Raw genomic sequence first — 17,334 nt, 5'->3', positions numbered from 1 at the left:
AAATCATAATTGGCACTGGCTTTACAAGCACCCTGTTGAGTTCTCAAAGAACAACCACACACCGACCAGAAGCCCCACCACGTGGAACCCCAACCGGGGCTTTTCGTACCGCGTCCCCGCCGCTCTCGCGCCGGGCACTTTTACTACGTTACCTCACCGTCTTCGCCGTGTCAAACCGTGTGTCCCGGTCTGTCATGCTTCGTACGGGTCAGCGCCGGCGCACTCACGCAGCAGCGAACCGCTGCGTCAGGTCGTCGGATTCAGCAGACCGGCCGCTGCGGTTTCCCGCAGTCTCGCCCGGTTCCCTGCCGGTCGTGAACCTTACCCGGTCGGCTTCGCCGCACCAAATCCGCCTCTCGGCCGATCCGGCGAGCCCCGCCCGGACCGCGTCTCCCAGGAGCGAACCCCTGCTTGACCCGGTTGCCATCCCGTTTCGGTGCTCTAGGACCTTCGTCCCGTTTGCCCCGTTCCGCGCTGGCAGAGAGAAAGTTACGCGTCTGCGGGTTTGATCGTCAAATCCGTGGGTAGCGGCGCGCGTCACATTCGCTCGTCCGAACAGTTTCCCCAGGTCAGAACCGTTCGCCGGCAACGAGAGCGCGAAGACTGTCCACAGAAGGGGTACCTACCGGCCTGATCCGCAGCGGCGGCGTCGGCAATCAGGACGGCTGCCGCCGCCGGGTGGCGAGCCAGGCCCGGACGCCGAGGACGCCCGCCGTGGTGCCGATCGCCAGGGACGCGGCGATCAGCAGCGCGTGCACCCACAGGAAGCTGGTGGCCGCGCCGTCCGCCACAGTGCCGGACGCCCAGGACCGGGGGTCCTGCCAGATGGCCACCGCGAACCTCGGCCAGATCACCCAGGTCCAGACGCCGACTCCGACCAGGAAGAGACTCCACCCTCGCGACAGCACCATGGCAGCCGAGTATGCCAGCGCACCTGCTCACCGGGCCGGCGGCGCGGAATCGAACGCCCTGCCACACCTGGGCAGGAGCTTGTTTCCGGCGTCAGCGGGGTGGGCACTGCGAAGGGGGACAGCTGAGGACCGTCCCCTGGAGGTGCCCCATGCAACCCTCGATCTTCAACCCCTGGGCCTGGCGTGACCCATCCGCCCTGGCCGGTGGCTACACCCAGACCACCCCCTCGGTCACCCCTCCGGAGGGTCAGGAGGGTGGACACGACGGCCCGGATGCCCCCGGCCCCGGTACGCCCGTCGACCTGGTGGGTTATCAGGTGCAAGCGAGCGACGGGCGCATCGGCACCATCGACGAGACGAGCGATGAGGCGGACGCCGGGCACCTGGTGGTGGACCCCGGGCCGTGGATCTTCGGCCAGAAGGTGCTGCTGCCGGCCGGGACGGTCGACCGGGTGGATCACCAGGAACGCGTCGTGCACGTCGACCGGACCCGCCAGCAGATCAAGGACGCGCCACCGTTCGATCCGGTTGCGGCCGACCAGGAGTACCGGGAACGCGTCGGCGCCTACTACGCCGACAGCTACCTTCCCCCTCCGGGTGCCATCCCACGGGTAATCTGAGGCAGTGGTCCGGACGGGCAGCTGCGCATCCGAGGCGGTCGGCCTGGTCGACGGCCGCCTCCTCGGCGCCGTGCCCGAGATCCCGAGCAGCTCCGGCGATGGCCGTGAGCAACTTCTGAACCTCCTCCGTGCCGGTGGTCTGCGGTTTCGCGCCGGCGCGCGATGGCGGGCGACTCGCTGAGTCGATCCCGCTGACCGAGCAGGGCTGAGTCAGCCCTGCTCGCCGCGCGCCCACGCGTGACCCACCTTCTCCAGACGAGAGGCACCACCATGTCCGTCGCACGAATGCTCACCGGCGACCGGCCCACCGGCCGCCTGCACCTCGGCCACTACGTCGGCAGCATCGCCAACCGGGTACGGCTGCACCGCAGCTACGAGAGCTTCTTCATCATCGCCGACCTGCACATGCTCACCACCCGCAACCGCCGGGAGGACATCGACCAGGTCTCCGGCAACGCCTGCGAGATGGTGACCGACATTCTCGCCGCCGGGGTCGACCCGGACCGGGCCACCTTCTACCTCCAGTCGGCCATCCCCGAGGTCGGCGACCTCAACACCCTCCTCCAGAACCTGGTGACCGTCCCCCGGCTGGAACGGGTGCCCTCGCTCAAGGACATGGCCCGCGACGCCGGCAAGGAGGAGATGCCGTACGGGCTGCTGGGTTATCCGGTGCTCCAGGCCGCGGACATCCTCTGCGTCAAGGGGGAGGTGGTTCCGGTCGGCCGGGACAACGCCGCACACGTCGAGGTGACCAGGGAGATCGCCCGACGGTTCAACCACCTGTACGGCCCCGTCTTCCCGGTGCCCGAGTTGATCCCGGCGGACACACCGAGCCTGGTGGGGACCGACGGCGCCGCCAAGATGAGCAAGAGCCGGGGCAACTCGATAGCGCTCTCCGACGACGCGGCGACGGTGCGTCGCAAGGTGCTCGGCATGTACACCGATCCGAACCGGGTGCGGGCCGACGTGCCGGGCACTGTGGAAGGCAACCCGGTCTTCGCGTACCACGAGGTCTTCAATCCGGACCGCGGCGAGGTGGCCGACCTGGCCCGGCGGTACCGGGCCGGGCGGGTGGGTGACGTGGAGGTCAAGGAACGGCTGATCGTCGCGCTGGAGGGGTTCCTGGCGCCGATCCGGCAGCGCCGGGCCGAGATCGAAGCCGACCGGGGCCTGGTCGACCGGCTGATCGTCGAGGGTACGGAGCGGACCCGCCAGGAGGTACGGCAGACGGTGTCCGAGGTGCGCCGGGCGATGGGGCTGACCGGCGCGTACCAGCAGGTGCGGCGGCGGGCTGAGCGGAGCCGCCGCCGGACGGACGCGTCGGCCTGAGACCGGGCCGTCCGGCCGGCGGCGTGAGCGTGGCCCGTGGCCGGTCCGGCCAGCTCGACGTCACGATCGCCGGCACGGTGCGAGCGCTGCGGGACCTGATGTTCGGCGGCACACCGCCGGCCGAGATGCCGCAGAATGCGAGAATGGGGAGGATTTTTGGCATTCACCCGGTTCCGGCGGGGGTGACGCACCGGACCACGATGTTCGAGATCTTCTTCGATCTGGTCTTCGTCTTCGCACTCACCAGGGTCATCACGTTCATGGCGGGGTCGCCGAGCGCGGTCACCCTGGCGCAGGGGCTGCTCCTCCTGCTCCTCCTGCTCTACTCCTGGTCGCCGTACATCTGGGTCGGAAACCTGGTCCGGCCGGATGTCGGCCCGGTCCGCGCGGTCACCCTGGTCGCGATGGCGGCGATCTTCGTGGCCGCGCTGGTGTTGCCGGACGCCTGGCAGCAGAGCCCGGAGTTGTTCGATGCGCCGTTGACTCTCGCCCTGGCCTACGTGGTCGGCCGGGCCGTACAGCTCGTGATCTTGTTCTGGGCGAGCGCGACGAACCCTCCGCTGCGGTCGACGCTGCGGTTCTTCGCCGTGCCGGTGGTGTTGGGCTGGGTCCCGCTGATCATCGGTGCCCTGCTCGGCGGTGCAGCCCAGACGGCGCTCTGGACTGTGGCGTTTCTGCTGAACATCGGCGGCGCGCGGATCGCGTCGACCTTCCGGCCGTGGCAGTTACGCAGCGTGGACCACTTCAGCGAGCGGTTCGGCCTGGTGCTCATCATCGCGCTGGGTGAGTCCCTGATCTCTGCCGGCGCAGGTCCGAGGGCGATGGCACCTGTCGGCTCCGCCCTGGTGGCCGCACTGCTCGGCCTCACCTGCACGGTCTGCCTGTGGTGGCTCTACTTCGATCGGCTGGCGTCCGCCGCCCGGGAGGCGGTCAGCAACGTGCCGGGTGAGCGACGGGCCCGCGTGGCCGGCGACGCGTACGGCCTCGCGCACGCCACCCTGATCATCGGCGCCATCTACGTCGCGCTCGGCATCGAGGAGGTGATCGCCCAGCTCACCGAGGAGTCGGCGCACCCGGGTCGGCTGGGCTGGGAGGCCGCTACCGCGCTCTACGGCGGTGCCGCCCTCTACCTGCTCAGCAGGTTGGTCTTCCGCCGGCTGACGGTTGGCGCGGTGTACCCGACGCAGATCGTCGCCGGGCTGCTGCCGCTGGCGGTGCTGCCCATCGGCCGATCCGTTCCGCCACTGACTGCGCTCACAGTGCTGACCGCCCTCCTGGTCGGAGTGACCTGGTTCGAGCGACGGCTGGACGGACGCGCCGAACGACCCGACCCGGCGCAACCGCGGCTGTCCTGAGCACAGCCGACACGGCCCGGCCAAAAGATCTGCCGCGCCGTGTCGATATCACCGACCCGAGTTCGTCGTCATGCTGTACGGCGACCCGCCGCACCGAGAGGAGCCGAAACGTGAAGTACATGCTGCTGTTCATGAGCCCGATGGTTGACGGGGAGGTCGTCGACAACGGGTGCAGCTTCGAGGACTGGATCCGCTACGACCGGGAGATGAAGGACGCCGGGGTCTGGGTCTCCGGGCATCCCTTGCAGGACCTGACCACCTGCACCACCGTGCAGGTCAACCCGGACGGCGAGCGCACCATCACCGACGGGCCGTTCGCCGAGACCCGTGAGCTGCTCGGCGGGTACGACGTCATCGACGTGCCGGACCTCGACGCCGCGCTGGACTGGGCGGCCCGCAGTCCCGGAGCCGTCGGTACCGGATCGGTTCAGGTCCGTCCGATCTTCGAGATCGACGTGCAGGTCTGACGGTGCAGGGCGAGGGGGCAGCCGTCGGCTCGTCGGTGGAGGCGGTGTTCCGCGAGGAACGCGGCCGACTGCTCGCCTCGCTCGTGCGCCGCTTCGGCGACCTCGACCTGGCCGAGGAGGTCACCTCCGAGGCCATCGAGGCGGCGCTGACGCACTGGCCGACCGACGGCGTCCCGAGCCGGCCGGGCGCCTGGCTGCTCACCACGGCTCGGCGTCGGGCCGTGGACCGGCTGCGGCGGGACCGGGTGCTGGCGACCCGGCTCGCCGTACTGCGGGCGGAGGCCGAGCGGGCCGATCATGCGCCACCCGCCGACGCGGACCGCGACCTGCCCGATGACCGGTTGGCGCTCTTCTTCACCTGCGCGCACCCGGCGCTGGCCGCGCAGGATCGCGGCGCGCTCACCCTGCGGTTCCTGGCCGGCCTCACGACCACCGAGGTCGCGCGGGCCTTCCTGGTGCCGCCCGCCACCATGGCCCAACGACTCGTCCGCGCCAAACGGAGGATCCGCGACGCGCGTATCCCGTTCCGGGTGCCGGGACCCGACGAGCTGCCCGGTCGGCTGCCCACCGTGCTCCAGGCCGTCTACTCGGTCTTCACCGAGGGGTACGCGGCCAGCTCCGGCCCGGATCTGCAACGGATCGACCTGGCCGAGGAGGCCATCCGGCTGGGCCGGATCCTGCGCCGGCTGCTGCCGGCCGAGCGGGAGGTCGCCGGGCTGCTCGGTCTGATGCTGCTGGTCCACGCCCGACGGGACGCGCGTACCGGGCCGGACGGCGCCATGATCCTTCTCGACGACCAGGATCGGAACCGCTGGGACCGTCAGATGATCGAGGAGGGGCGCGGGCTGGTGGTGGTCGCGCTGACCGGCCGAGCGCCCGGCCCGTACGGCGTGCAGGCCGCCATCGCCGCGCTCCACGACGAGGCCGCCGACGTGGCCAGCACCGACTGGCCTCAGGTGGTGGCCCTCTACGACGTGCTGCTCGGTCTGGTGCCCTCACCGATCGTGGCGCTCAACCGGGCCGCCGCGGTCGCCATGCGGGACGAGCCGGCGGCGGGGCTCGCGCTCCTCGACGAGCTGGCCGACGAGCCCCGGCTGCGCGGCTACCACCCCTATCCGGCGGCGCGGGCCGACCTGCTGCGCCGGCTCGGCCGGTACGACGAGGCCGCCGCCGCGTACCGCAGCGCGTTGACGCTGGTCGGCACCGAACCGGAGCGCGCGTACCTGCTCAGCCAGCTGAGAGCCGTCACCGCCGAGTGAGCTGTACCCTTCCCGGGTGAGTCTGCCGCTGCCTCCCGGGCCGTTCGCCGCGTACCTGTTCGACTGCGACGGCACCATCGTCGACTCGATGCCGCTGCACTACCTGGCCTGGCAGCGGGCCCTGGCGGAGTGGGACTGCGAGTTCCCCGAGGACCTCTTCTACGCCTGGGGTGGACGGCCCACCGCCGACATCATCGTCGCGCTGAACGAGCAGCAGGGTCTTGCCATGCCGGTGGCGGCCGTCGTCGAGCGCCGGGAGAGCTACTACCAGGAGTTGCTGCCGCAGCTCGCCGCCGTGCCCGAGGTGCTGGCGCACATCCACGACGCGCACCGACGGGTCCCGTTCGCCGTCGTCTCGGGCAGCACCCGCGCGTCGGTCACCGCCTCCCTGGAGGCGCTCGGCCTGCTGGACCGGTTCGACGTGCTGGTCTGCGCCGACGACTACACCCGGGCCAAGCCCGACCCGCAGGCGTTCCTGCTCGCTGCGGAGCAGCTCGGCGTACCCCCGGAGTCCTGCCTGGTCTTCGAGGACACCGACCTGGGCATCCAGGCCGCGACGGCGGCCGGCATGGCCTCGGTACGCGTGCCGCAACAGCGCACGCCCTGACGTCTCAGGCGACAGTCAGCAGGAGCTTGCCGGAGTAGGACGTCTGTAGGCGCTGGTGCGCGTCCCGCACCTTGCCCAGTGGGAACTTCTCCGCGACGTGCACGACGAACGGCCCCGCCTCGATGAGTTCGTTGAGGCGCTGCAACTGTCGAGGGCTCGACTCGCCGTCGTACGCCCGGACCATGACGCCCGGCCGTTCCTGCGGCTCCGGCCGCACCCCGTGGGCGAACGCGACAACCCCTCCGTCGGCCAGCGCCTCGGTGAGCCGGTCCAGCGTCGCGCCGCCGGCCATCGCCAGGATGGCGTTCACCCCGCCCGGCGCGGCGTCCCGGATCCGGGTCAGCACGTCGGTCATGTCGCCGTGGCCGTCGAGGGACACGTCGGCGCCGAGCCGGGTCACCAGCGCGACGCCGTCCGCCCCGGACGCCACGGCGATCACGTTCAGCCCCTGCCGCTTCGCCAACTGCACGGCCAGGTGGCCCTGACCGCCGCTCGCTCCGAAGATCAGCAGCCAGTCGCCGGCCGACAGGCTGATCGCGTCGAGTCCGGCCAGCGCGGTCAGCGCATCGGTGGGCATGGCACCGGCGTGTTCGGGGGGCACGCCGTCGGGGACCTTCGCCGCGTACTCCGCCTTGACCGACGCGTACTCGGCGTAGAAGCCGCCCTTCGGGCGGGCGGTGGCGGAGACGTAGACCAGGTCACCCACCACCAGGCCGGTCACCTTGCTGCCGGCCGCGATGACCGTTCCGGCGCCGTCGGAGCCGGGCACGATCGGGAGCGCCGAGCCCTCCGGCACCAGCACACCCTCGCGTTCGTACGCGTCCCACACCCCGACGCCGGCGCTCAAGACCTTGATCAACACTTCGTCGTCGGCGACCTGCGGGATCGGCAGCTTCCGCAGGGTGATCACCTCCGGCCCGCCGAACTCGTCCAAGGCCGCGGCCTGCATCCGCTCTGGCACATCCCCGTCAACCATGTGGATTCCCTCTCCGTGCCGGCGTCACCGTCGCAGCATGCCGGCTCGGGAACGGGCGTGGCCCGGGGCCGAGCGCCGTTCACCCACAAGGACGAACGCCCGCGTCCGGCGGGCCTGGCCGGGCGTAACCGGGGCGGGCACGGGAATCTCCGGGTACCCGCCGGGCGCGAGCGCCAGCCGTTCGACGTTGAGGCCGGGCGCGTCGCGCTGGTCGCAGGACCGACGGAAGGGGCATCGTGCACGCTCCGTCGACGCGGGCCACGGCCTGGCTCCTGGTGGCACTCGCCACGGCCTCCGGCTGCCTCGACGTGATCTGTCTGACCAAGCTCAACGGCTACTTCGCCAGCGTGATCACCGGCAACCTCGTGCACTTCGGCCACGCGCTCGCCACCGCCGACACCAGGTCGCTCGCCGGGGCGGTGGTGGCGGTTGGCGGGTACGCGGCGGGCGTGGCCGCTGCCACCGTGCCGTTGCGCCACACTCCACCGGGTTGGAACCGCAGTACCGCTGTGGTGACGTCTGCCGAGGCGGTGCTGCTGCTCGGCTTCACTGTGGGCTGGTTCGCCTGCTCGGCACGTCCCGGGTACGGCTTCGGGCTCGTGCTGCTGGCGATGGCGGCCGTGTCGAGCGGCATCCAGAGCGTGATCACCGTGGCCGCCGGCGTACGGGGTGCGTCGACCACCTACCTGACCGGCTCGCTGACCGAGTTGGTCCGGCGTCGCGTCGTCGACCCGCACCGGTTCGCCGACGTGGGTGGCGTCGGCCGGCTGGCGGGGCTGGTGGTCGGCGCCGTGCTCGGCACCGTGGTGCTGCGTACGGCCCCGACCTGGGCATCCGTGCCGGCGGCGGTGCTGGTGATCGCCGTGATCGCGCTCGCGATCGGCCTGACCCAGCGGGCCGGAGCCGCCGCCGGCCGAAGCCAGCCGAGGTGACCGGAGCCGCGATCAGGAGGTCTGCGGCTCCGGGCCACGAAGCGCCTGCTCGACGGCGTCGCGTACGCGGGCGTCCTCACGCGCCTTGCTCTGCGCCCGGTCGCGGCGTCGGTACAGGTACCCCCCGACGAGCACGGCGATCAGCACGACGAGCACCAGCACCAGCATCCAGGGCAGCGCCCAGCCGTGCGCGGTGACCTCGACCGGCTTGAGCGAGGTGGTGGAGCCCGAGGCGTCGGTGAGCAGGGGTGTCACTGTCGCCGTCGCGGCCAGCGAGATGGTGGGAGCCACCTTGTGTACGGGCACCGTCACGTCCCAGCTCTCACCCGGAAGCAGTTCCGGCGGCGCGGCGACGTCCTCGGCCCGCACCCGCAGCAGGCCGAACGGGCCCGAGACGGTGACCGCCTGCTTGCCGGACAGAGCCGCGTTGCCGACGTTGTGGACCTTGTAGGTGATGGTGGCGTCACCCTTGCTGAACGGGTTGGTCGGCCCGGCGTACGTGACGTGGAGGTTCTCGATCGCGAGGTTGGGCTTCAGCTCGCCGCCCACCCGCAACTTGATCCGGATACCGAGGCGCCGGTCGACGTTGATCCCCTCAGCCTGGTCGGCCTGCGTCAGTGTGGTGAGGATGCCACCGACGTAATCCCCGGGCGTGGCGTTCTCCGGAACGTTGACGGCGAAGGGGACCTGGGCGGTCTTTCCGGGCTGGATCACCACACTGCCGGCGTTCGGCTTCACCCAGGCGCCGATCGCGATCGACTTCTTGTCCTTGGTGAGCAGGTCGAGCTGGCCGGCGTCGGTGGTGAAGCCGTCGGCCGCGTACACGGAGAGGGTCAGCGGCGCCGGGCCGCGGTTGGCCACCACCATGGCGTCCTCGACGGCAGCGCCCGGGTTGACGTTGTAGCTGTAGCTGGACCGGGCCTCGCCGTAGCCGTTGGAGGCCGTCCGGACCGTCCAGGCGACGTTACCGTCCGCCGCCGGAGCGGGACCGGCGCCGACGCCGACGGCCGCGACGACGGCGAGCAGGGACAGTGCGGTGGTACGAAGGGCTGTCTTCCAGCACGTTACGGACGGTTGCATCTCAAGTCCTTGTGGTGATCTTGGTAGTGGGTGAACCGGTGGCGGGGTAGGCCCCGAAGGTGCCTACCCCGCCGAATAGAACAGTCCGGTCAGCTGCTCAAGGCAGTGATCGTGAGGGTGGTGCGGTAGCTGCCCTTCGCGATGCTGTCCGGGATCTTCAGGTCCAGGTCAGCGCCGAGCTTGGCGCCACCACGCGGGTGACCCTGCGCGGCCGCGGCGAGCGCGCTGGAGACCGAGAGGCCCTTGCCCTGGTCGTCGAGGGACGACAGGACCGGGGCGCCGGCCTCGGCGCCCGCGCCGGCGTCGAGCACGTACGGGTTCCAACCGAGGTAGGAGCCGGAGAACTTCTTGTCGGCGTCGGAGAAGTCGCCGACGTTGGCCGAGATCGACCACGGGGCGAGCGACCGGCGGCTGTCCGACACGAGGATCGGGTTGATCTTGCCGTTGGCCTGGAAGTAGGTGCCGTTGCGCTCCTGCGCGGTACCCAGGTCGACAAGGCCGTTGTAGCCGTCGATCGTCCAGCCGAACTCGCCCGGAGCCGGGTTCGGCACGTTCACCTGGATGGCCTGGCCGTCACCGTGGAACGGGTGCACCGTCACGTTGTCGACGATCGAGCCGACCGGCTGGCCGTCAGGGGTGTTGACGCAGGAGAGGCCCTTCTCGACGGCCGCGTTCGGCGCCGCGCAGGTGCCGCTGCGAACGTTCGCGAGAACCAGCTTGTCACCGCGGACCTGCACCTTGACGTAGCTGCGCACGTGCTCCTGGTTCTGCACGGAGTTGTACCAGTACTTGTTCGGGTCCAGCGGGTCCGGACCGTTGCCACGGATGCCGGTGCCGGTGGTGTCCGGCTTCTTGATGTCGTAGTACTTCGAGCCGGAGGCCGAGTTGGCCGTCACGTAGATGACGCCGCCCGGGCCGGGGAAGACGTCGGCGGCACCCGGCTGCTCGGCCGGGTTCTCCTTCTGGCCGTTCTTGATGGAGTAGCTGCGGGTGTAGCTGTGGTCGTGGCCCTGCAGGACCATGTCGACGCCGAGGTTGGAGAACGCGGTGGTGAAGTCTTCCCGCCGCTGCTTGTTGTCGGTGTCGGTCGCGTGGCTGGCCGGCGAGTAGATGGAGTGGTGGTAGACCAGCACCTTCCACTTGGCCTCGGAGCCGTGCTTGTTGATGACGTCGGTGACGTACGCGACGTGCGCCGCGTCGCCGCCGGCCGAACCGTCCGCCGGGTTGACGTAGCTGTTGCTGTTCAGGTCGATGAACAGCACATCCTTGTGGATGAACCAGTAGTCGCCGCCGGACCGGGTCGCCTGGTCCCCGTTGTAGTACGCAGACGAACGGTCGGTGTTCGGGGTGAAGTGGTGCTGCTCGTAGGACTTGCCGCCGACGTCGTGGTTGCCGATGGTCGCGACGAGGGGAATCTGACGCAGCTGCTCGGGGGCCAGGAACGAGGTCCACTGACCCTCGTCGTTGGCGCTCTCGACGTGGTCGCCGGCGGAGACCAGCAGCTCGGCGTTCGGGTTGGCCGCGGTGGCGACCTTCAGGGTGTCCTCCCAGCCGGCCTGGTCCTTCAGCCGGTCCCCGGAGGAGCCGATCTGCGGGTCGCCGAAGAACAGGAAGTCGTAGTCGCCCTCGAAGTCCTGCGTCTTGAAGGCGTACGCCGGGGACCAGCTGCCCTCGGCGCCGACCCGGTACGAGTACGCCGTCTTCTCACGCAGGTTGCTGATCGTGGCGTGCCTGTTGAAGCCGGTGGTCGAGGTGTTCGCGGCACCGACGGCGTCGAAGCTGACCGCGCCGGCCGGGAACTCGCCGTTGACGATCTCGGCGGTCGGGGCGAGCTGGATCTTCTGCGCGGTGTCGGCGGAGGAGTACCAGCTCACGATGCGCTGGGTCTCGTTGGCACCGACGCCGAGGACCACACCGGTGATCGTGGTGGACTCGGCCGCGCTCGCGGTGGCCATCAGGCCACTGCCGAGGGCCGCGCCCAAACCGAGGAAACCGGCTGCGACCCCGGCGACCAGGCGCCGCCGCACGAGCGCGGAGGCCCGTGTCGAGGTGCTCAATGTCATCGACATTGTTCCCTTTTCAAATAGAGACATGGATTGTGCCTTCACCCGACGCTGGGGAAGCAGTTCCACGGTTTCGCCGCCCGATGAACCGATCATGAACGTGATCTTGCGAAAGACTGCACTTCACGAACTACTTAGCCCTGCTCATGATCCAGAAATGCGCTGCACAAACCAGATCATCCCCATAATGGACACGGCTGCGGAAACAGCCCCGGTCGCCCAGAGGCCGGCTTTCGGCGCATGACGGCGCAGCACGAACAGCAGCGGAAAGACCAGAGCGATAATCGTCAACTGAACGACCTCGATGCCGACGTTGAACACCAGCAAGGACCACAGCAGGGTCCACGACCACGCCTCGTCGATACCCAACGCGCCCGCGAATCCGAGGCCGTGCACGAGGCCGAAGCAGAACACCACGCCGAGGCGGATCCAGCCGGCCCGATCCAGGCCGAAGTGGCCGCGCCCGGCCGTCTCCAGGTCGGCCGCGTGCTCACCGCGCCGCCAGATCCCCCACAGGTGCCAACCGGCGACGACGGCGATCGACAACGCGATGATCGGCTCCACGATCACCCCCGGCACCTCGACCAGGCCGAGCGCGGCGAGCAGGAACGTCACCGAGTGCGCCAGTGTGAAGCTGGTGGCCGCGAGCACGATCTCCCGAAGCCGCCGAGACCCGGCGATGAGCGCCAACAGGAACAGGATGTGGTCGATCCCGGTCAGCAGATGCTCGGCACCCAGGAGGAAGAACTCGCCGAACCGCTGGTACCAGGCCTGTGCGGTCGAGAAGGACGGGTTGGCGGCGTCCAGCGCCGCACTGCCCGAACGGCCGTCGATCTCGTAGGTGACGATCGTCTTCGTGCCCTTGACGTAGCCCTCGCCATCAGGGAAGAGGCCACTGCGCACCACGTGCTCGTCGACCCGCTCCGGGCAGGTCCAGTCGAGCAGCAGGTTCGCGTACGGCACGCCCTCGCGCTCACCGATCGTCGCGTCACCCACCTGGCTCGGCAGGCAGGACGCACCCCGGGAACCCACCGCGAACCGGTCGGAGACGTACCGGAGAACCGCCGACGCGTGACCCTTCAGTGCGGCGGCCTGGGCGGCGGTGTCGCCCGCCTCGAACGCGGCGGTTCCCGCCCGGAAGAGCGGGTCGTCGTCGCCGGCATCCGCGGCGGATACGACGAGGAGGTCGTATTCGAGCTCCACGCCGGTCCGAATGTGACCCTCATCTCCCGCCGCAATTTTGGCGTACACAGTCGACGAGAAGCCGTGCGCGGAGGCCGGTGTGATGCCCAGAAACGGAACCACCGCTGCGGCGAACCCGACAGCGGCGACGATAACGGTACGGCGGATGCGGCCTGACATTCGACTCCCTCGGTTGGCCAGTGCACGTTGCATGTCGTGGGTGAACATCAACCCGCGCACCGACGAACCGCCGGAGAACAACTTCCCCGAACGACCGCCCACCGATTACCGGTGACCGGAATTGAGATAGGAATACGAAGAAGTACGCGCTCTTTCCGCCACCACCCGGAGGACGATCACCTTGCGCCCCCCGCTTCGGGCCGTTGCCATGCTGGCCGCGACCGCCGCGCTGGTCACCGCCTGCAACTCCAGCGACGACTGGTCCGAGCCACGTCCGGCGCCCAGCGCCATCGGCGCTCTCGGCAGCGGGTTCGTCGACCCCTCGACGAAGCCCGCGCCGGAGGCGACCATCACCCCGCAGCCCGGCTCGTGGGCCGACGTCCACCCGCCGAGGGACTACCGGGTCGTCCTGTTGACCAGCGGTGCGGACAACCCGACCAAGGCCCTCGTGACGGCGGTGAAGGAGTGGGCCGACGACGAGCACGTCGATCTGAGGACCATCGTCGTCGGCAATGCCCACGACGCCGTTCCCAGCATCGCCAAGGCGATGGAGATGGGCCCGGACCTCATCGTCAGCGCGGGCAACGACCTCATCGACGGGCTCGCACTGGTCACCCCGAACCACCTGGACGAGAAGTTCCTCGTGGTCGGCGCGGAACTCGCCGAGCCCACCCACAACGTCACAGCTGTCGACTGGGACGGCGCGTCGTTCCGTGGCGAGGGGCTCGGAATGTCCTCGACGTACGACCCGAACTCGTTCACAGCGGACCGGTGCGCGGCGGCCATCCGGGCGGGCGTCGCCGCGGTCCTCAACGATCTGACCGGGCTCGTGGTCTGGCTCTGACGCTCGGGCTCCGCCGCACGGCCGCGCGGCCCGGTGCGGAGGCTGCGCACCTCCGCACCGGGCCTGCGGGTCACCCTGTCGAACAGGTGGGAGTCATCCCCGCACCGGTGCCGTTGCCCTGGTAACCGAACTCGGTCGACTGCCCGGCCGCGATCGAGCCGTTGTAGTCGACATTGGTGAACTGAACGGTCCCGGTGCTGCCGCTCCGGTTGGCGCTCCAGATGCTGGTGATGCTGGCACCCGACGGCAGAGTCATGGTGACCGTCCAACCGTTCACCGGCGCGGTGCCGGCGCTCACCCGCACCGTGGCGACGAAACCGCCAGTCCACTGGTTGACCGACACCGTCGCCGCACAGCCACCACCGGTCGGCGGCGGCGTGGTCGGCGGCGGGGTGGTCGGTGGGGTGGTCGGCGGCGGGGTGGTCGGTGGGGTGGTCGGCGGCGGGGTGGTCGGGCCGTCCGCCAGGACCGGGGTCGACCAGTCCCGCCAGTCGGCCAACCGGCCGAGCGCCCTGCTGGAAATCCGGATCGCACCCGGCTCGTTGCCCGTCTTCAGCAGGAACTTGCGGATGTTGTTCTGCAACGGGGTACGCCACTCGGGGCGGTTGGCGCAGTGGCTGCCGTCCTGCACGTCGGACCAGTAGGTGATGTTGTCACCGGCGCCGAGCGCCTTGTAGACCTCGGCGCCGCCCAGGGCCGCGACACTCGCCGACCGGGGGCCGAGGTTGGCGATGTGCGGGTTGTCCATGATGAACAGTCCGCGCGGCGCCACCATGGCGACCATCTCGTGGGTGTCCACCGGGAGCCGGTTCGGACTGCCGGTGAAGGAGCCGAACGCGTCACCCAGCCAGGGTTGCTCCCCGTACGCGCTGCTCAGGCTCTGCGCGCCCTCACCCGGGATACCCCGGAAGATGGGGACGCCAGCGCTGCCCGACTCGATCGGCATGGTCAGGGCGATGCGCTGGTCGAACACACCGATAGCGAAGGCGCCCTTGCCGTAACGGGAGCACCCGGTGACGCCCATCGCGTCCGCCTTGAGGATTCTGCCGTCGGACTGCTCGATGACGTCGATGATCCGGCTCACGCCCCACCCCCAGGCGGCGAGCAGCCCGGTGCTGCTCGATGAGCCGTAGATGCTGTAGAACGCGCCCTGCTTGTTGTTCCGGGGAGTGCCCTCGCGGCCAACTGCCAGTGGGTCGTAGCTGATCACGGCAGCGCCGGCGGCCTTGATGGTGGCCGTGTCGGCACCGAACCCGCCGACCACCACGACGGCCGGGAACGGACCGGTGCCGCTCGGCAGCTCGACCCGCGCGGAGAAGCTGCTGCTCCTGCCGTTGTGTGCCACGTTGACCGTGACGGTGCTGTTGGACACCGTCCCGGTGACCGTCGCGGGTTTGGCGGGCTTCTCGCCGAAGACGAACTTCTCGGCAAGCTCCTTGATCTCCGCCCGCCGGCAGCGCCAGTCGGATCTGCTGGTGATGGTCGTCCCGTTCAGCTTCTTGAAGGGATCGGGAAGCTTGGCGTTGGTGGGCAGCGAGCCCAGGTCAGGCAGACCGGACACGGCGCAGTCGACGCCCTCGTCCTCCACCGCCGCGGCCAGCGGGCCTACTGCGGCCTGAGCATTTGTCGTTCGTGTCACTACCGATACCGATCCGGCGACAGTGAGCGCTGCCAGCGCCAGCACGACGACCAGGAACCGGTTTCTGGAACGGCCCCAGGGGATGGTCACTAGAGGTCTCCTTCCGAGGTGATGGTTACGGAAAGGGACGAAGCGAGATCGATGATCACGATTGCCAGCCACGTCAAGCCTGAATCGACTCATCGCCGGGTGTCAATGCTTTTCCGAAAGTTTCGGCTCGCTGCATCGAAACTTTTCGACGCCGGCATCCGGCTCGACGGCCGGCATCAGGTTCGCCGCGCACCGACGGCACCATCATGGCCCGCTGGCGGGGCCGCTCACCTCGGCCCGCGGTCCAGGAACTCGTACGTGGTGGTCAGGCCCTCGGGCAGGTCGGGGACCAGCGCGTTGGTGCCGTCGACCACCTGGACGTAACGCTTGCCCTGGAAGATCGAGTAACTGCCGTCCGGAACCTGATCGATCCGGAAGAGCTGCGTCGAGGCGGCGGCATCACACGCCCGGCCGCGCACGCTGCCCGGCGCGGCATCGTGCACGACTGTCATGCAGATCGCGTCGGCACTGGACGCCAGGAGGATCCGGTACCTGTCGCCCTCGGGGCGCAGCACCCACAGCGCCCGATCGTCGATGCCCTGTTCGGTGGTGGCCCGCACCTGATCGCCGTCGCTGTCGATCGCCAACGCTGCCCCACGCATGCCGGGCAGCACGATCTGGACCTGCCGCCGTCCGCCGAGGATCTCCTGCGGTCCCGCCGAAGCGGTCGCGGAAGGGACCACTGGCGGTGCGACCTGGGAGGCCGGACCACTACCAGGCGTCTCGACGGTGTCGCGCACCTGCACCACAGCGGTGCCGGCGGCGAGCGCCACCACGGCCAGTCCAACTGCACCGACGGCCGCCCGACGCCGCCGCCGCCTGTCGCTGCGGTGCCGCAACGCCTGTGCCCCCGGCAGCGTGGCGACTCGCCGGACCTCGTCCACGATCGCGGTGAGATCGTCGCGCGGATCAGCCATGGGAGGTCTCCTCCTGGTGCGCATCGGTCAGCAACCCGGCCATCGCTCTCCGACCACGGGCGAGGTACGTCTTCACGGTTCCTACGGGGGCCTGCATCTCGGCTGCCACCTCCGCGACGCTGAGGTCGTTGAGATGGTGCAGCACGACAGCCCGCCGCTCGTTGGCGCTCAGCCGTTGCAGCGCCTGCAACAGCGCGACGTGGTCCTCGTTCAGCCCGGGCACGCCCTGGTCGACCGCTGCCCGGCGGTGCGCGCGTACCCGGTTGAACGCCTTGCGCCAGCTGCTCACAGCGATCCGGGAGGCCACCCGACGGACCCACGCCTCCGGACTGTCCGTCTCCCGCACCGTCGCCCATCGCTGCCAGGCCCGCATGAACGCCTCGGCGACGGCGTCCTCCGCCTCGGCGCGGTTGCCCGTGAGCGCGTACACGTGACCCACGACCCGACCCGCACAGGCCGCGTAGAGGGCGTCGAACTCTTCGGCGTCACGCATCCGACCGGTGCCCTCCCATGCCTCGTCCCCTGGTCACCGCCGCATGGAACTCGCCAGGGTGGACCGGTCACGTCGGCGCGGGGCGCGATTGTGGCCTCTGTCACACCACTGTGATCAACCTGACGACCCGGTCGGGCGTCATCGTGCCGACCCGGGAGACGCCCGTGGCGGAGAGGACGATGTGCGACGACGGCAACGACGCGCCCTGACAGCCGGCGTACTCGCGACAGCGCTGGTTGCGGCGGGCCTGATCGCCCAACCGGCGAACGCGCAGGAAACGCCGACGCCCACGGCCCCTGGCACCCACGGAACATTCACCCTGATCACCGGTGACCGGGTTTCGCTCGACGCGGCGGGGCGACCACAGATCCAGCGCGGGCCGGGTCGGGC

17 protein-coding genes are annotated in these 17,334 nt (G+C 69.9%); 8 read left to right on the top strand and 9 right to left on the bottom strand.

Translation table 11 applies throughout. From position 1 onward, the window contains the following. Window positions 1–656 precede the first annotated feature (656 nt). Window positions 657–911 carry an SCO4848 family membrane protein gene (locus AB0B94_RS05115; protein ID WP_196920212.1) on the bottom strand — a complete coding sequence of 85 codons (255 nt, stop codon included), beginning with the start codon at window positions 909–911 and terminating at the stop codon, window positions 657–659. A gap of 149 nt (window positions 912–1,060) precedes the next feature. Here AB0B94_RS05115 and AB0B94_RS05110 point away from each other — a divergent pair, with 149 nt between their 5' ends. The 6 genes from AB0B94_RS05110 to AB0B94_RS05085 all read left to right on the top strand — a co-directional run bounded on the left by AB0B94_RS05110 (window position 1,061) and on the right by AB0B94_RS05085 (window position 6,548). Beyond that, the gene (locus AB0B94_RS05110; protein WP_357268355.1) at window positions 1,061–1,531 is read left to right on the top strand and encodes a PRC-barrel domain-containing protein; all 471 of its coding nucleotides are present in this window, start codon (window positions 1,061–1,063) and stop codon (window positions 1,529–1,531) included. 270 nt (window positions 1,532–1,801) lie between these two features. Then, the gene (trpS, locus tag AB0B94_RS05105; protein WP_357268353.1) at window positions 1,802–2,860 is read left to right on the top strand and encodes a tryptophan--tRNA ligase; all 1,059 of its coding nucleotides are present in this window, start codon (window positions 1,802–1,804) and stop codon (window positions 2,858–2,860) included. A 23-nt stretch (window positions 2,861–2,883) separates the two neighbouring features. Next, window positions 2,884–4,215 carry a low temperature requirement protein A gene (locus AB0B94_RS05100; RefSeq protein WP_357268351.1) on the top strand — a complete coding sequence of 444 codons (1,332 nt, stop codon included), beginning with the start codon at window positions 2,884–2,886 and terminating at the stop codon, window positions 4,213–4,215. A 119-nt stretch (window positions 4,216–4,334) separates the two neighbouring features. Next, a complete protein-coding gene (locus AB0B94_RS05095) occupies window positions 4,335–4,682 on the top strand; it encodes a YciI family protein (RefSeq protein WP_357268448.1) in 348 nt (115 codons plus the stop codon). 2 nt (window positions 4,683–4,684) lie between these two features. After that, complete coding sequence (locus tag AB0B94_RS05090) at window positions 4,685–5,941, top strand: sigma-70 family RNA polymerase sigma factor (RefSeq protein WP_357268348.1); 1,257 nt, start codon at window positions 4,685–4,687, stop codon at window positions 5,939–5,941. A gap of 16 nt (window positions 5,942–5,957) precedes the next feature. Beyond that, on the top strand, window positions 5,958–6,548 hold the full coding sequence (locus AB0B94_RS05085; protein WP_357268346.1) for an HAD family phosphatase: 591 nt from the start codon (window positions 5,958–5,960) through the stop codon (window positions 6,546–6,548). 4 nt (window positions 6,549–6,552) lie between these two features. Here the strand turns inward: AB0B94_RS05085 and AB0B94_RS05080 are convergent, their stop codons facing one another. Next, entirely contained in the window at window positions 6,553–7,524 is a 972-nt protein-coding gene (locus tag AB0B94_RS05080; protein WP_357268344.1) for an NADP-dependent oxidoreductase, read from the bottom strand. Window positions 7,525–7,760: 236 nt separating this feature from the next. Between AB0B94_RS05080 and AB0B94_RS05075 the strand changes: the two genes are divergently transcribed. Further along, on the top strand, window positions 7,761–8,456 hold the full coding sequence (locus tag AB0B94_RS05075) for a YoaK family protein (RefSeq protein ID WP_357268342.1): 696 nt from the start codon (window positions 7,761–7,763) through the stop codon (window positions 8,454–8,456). 12 nt (window positions 8,457–8,468) lie between these two features. Here AB0B94_RS05075 and AB0B94_RS05070 read toward each other — a convergent pair whose 3' ends face one another. The 3 genes from AB0B94_RS05070 to AB0B94_RS05060 all read right to left on the bottom strand — a co-directional run bounded on the left by AB0B94_RS05070 (window position 8,469) and on the right by AB0B94_RS05060 (window position 12,961). Beyond that, on the bottom strand, window positions 8,469–9,536 hold the full coding sequence (locus AB0B94_RS05070; RefSeq protein ID WP_357268340.1) for a DUF916 domain-containing protein: 1,068 nt from the start codon (window positions 9,534–9,536) through the stop codon (window positions 8,469–8,471). An 89-nt stretch (window positions 9,537–9,625) separates the two neighbouring features. After that, a complete protein-coding gene (locus AB0B94_RS05065; protein WP_357268338.1) occupies window positions 9,626–11,599 on the bottom strand; it encodes a metallophosphoesterase family protein in 1,974 nt (657 codons plus the stop codon). A 144-nt stretch (window positions 11,600–11,743) separates the two neighbouring features. Continuing rightward, the gene (locus AB0B94_RS05060) at window positions 11,744–12,961 is read right to left on the bottom strand and encodes a HupE/UreJ family protein (RefSeq protein WP_357268336.1); all 1,218 of its coding nucleotides are present in this window, start codon (window positions 12,959–12,961) and stop codon (window positions 11,744–11,746) included. Between the two features lie 181 nt (window positions 12,962–13,142). On the opposite strand from AB0B94_RS05060, the gene AB0B94_RS05055 reads away from it, so the two are divergent. Beyond that, window positions 13,143–13,805: a hypothetical protein gene (locus AB0B94_RS05055; protein ID WP_357268334.1), complete on the top strand. Its 663-nt coding sequence runs from the start codon at window positions 13,143–13,145 to the stop codon at window positions 13,803–13,805. 70 nt (window positions 13,806–13,875) lie between these two features. On the opposite strand, the gene AB0B94_RS05050 is transcribed toward AB0B94_RS05055, so the two are convergent. From AB0B94_RS05050 to AB0B94_RS05035, 4 genes are all read right to left on the bottom strand, one after another. Further along, entirely contained in the window at window positions 13,876–15,534 is a 1,659-nt protein-coding gene (locus AB0B94_RS05050) for a cellulose binding domain-containing protein (protein ID WP_357268332.1), read from the bottom strand. Between the two features lie 227 nt (window positions 15,535–15,761). Next, entirely contained in the window at window positions 15,762–16,451 is a 690-nt protein-coding gene (locus AB0B94_RS05045; protein ID WP_357268330.1) for a hypothetical protein, read from the bottom strand. After that, window positions 16,444–16,944, bottom strand: a complete 501-nt coding sequence (locus tag AB0B94_RS05040; RefSeq protein WP_091396991.1) for a sigma-70 family RNA polymerase sigma factor — start codon at window positions 16,942–16,944, stop codon at window positions 16,444–16,446. The genes AB0B94_RS05045 and AB0B94_RS05040 overlap by 8 nt, the downstream gene beginning before the upstream one ends. A gap of 100 nt (window positions 16,945–17,044) precedes the next feature. Next, complete coding sequence (locus AB0B94_RS05035; protein ID WP_357268328.1) at window positions 17,045–17,251, bottom strand: hypothetical protein; 207 nt, start codon at window positions 17,249–17,251, stop codon at window positions 17,045–17,047. Window positions 17,252–17,334: the final 83 nt, after the last annotated feature.

This window comes from Micromonospora sp. NPDC048986 (genome assembly GCF_040649335.1).
GTDB classification, from domain to species: domain Bacteria; phylum Actinomycetota; class Actinomycetes; order Mycobacteriales; family Micromonosporaceae; genus Micromonospora; species Micromonospora alfalfae.
Note: the sequence above shows the minus strand (reverse complement) of the source record. Positions and strands in the feature narration are given on the sequence as shown.

What these genes read in the sequence shown, in the direction of transcription:
- AB0B94_RS05065 (WP_357268338.1), bottom strand. Translation starts at nt 11,599, where the DNA reads ATGACATTGAGCACCTCGACACGGGCCTCCGCGCTCGTGCGGCGGCGC.
- AB0B94_RS05110 (WP_357268355.1), top strand. Translation starts at nt 1,061, where the DNA reads ATGCAACCCTCGATCTTCAACCCCTGGGCCTGGCGTGACCCATCCGCC.
- AB0B94_RS05060 (WP_357268336.1), bottom strand. Translation starts at nt 12,961, where the DNA reads ATGTCAGGCCGCATCCGCCGTACCGTTATCGTCGCCGCTGTCGGGTTC.
- AB0B94_RS05115 (WP_196920212.1), bottom strand. Translation starts at nt 911, where the DNA reads ATGGTGCTGTCGCGAGGGTGGAGTCTCTTCCTGGTCGGAGTCGGCGTC.
- AB0B94_RS05045 (WP_357268330.1), bottom strand. Translation starts at nt 16,451, where the DNA reads ATGGCTGATCCGCGCGACGATCTCACCGCGATCGTGGACGAGGTCCGG.
- AB0B94_RS05040 (WP_091396991.1), bottom strand. Translation starts at nt 16,944, where the DNA reads ATGCGTGACGCCGAAGAGTTCGACGCCCTCTACGCGGCCTGTGCGGGT.
- AB0B94_RS05070 (WP_357268340.1), bottom strand. Translation starts at nt 9,536, where the DNA reads ATGCAACCGTCCGTAACGTGCTGGAAGACAGCCCTTCGTACCACCGCA.
- AB0B94_RS05095 (WP_357268448.1), top strand. Translation starts at nt 4,335, where the DNA reads ATGCTGCTGTTCATGAGCCCGATGGTTGACGGGGAGGTCGTCGACAAC.
- AB0B94_RS05080 (WP_357268344.1), bottom strand. Translation starts at nt 7,524, where the DNA reads ATGGTTGACGGGGATGTGCCAGAGCGGATGCAGGCCGCGGCCTTGGAC.
- trpS (WP_357268353.1), top strand. Translation starts at nt 1,802, where the DNA reads ATGTCCGTCGCACGAATGCTCACCGGCGACCGGCCCACCGGCCGCCTG.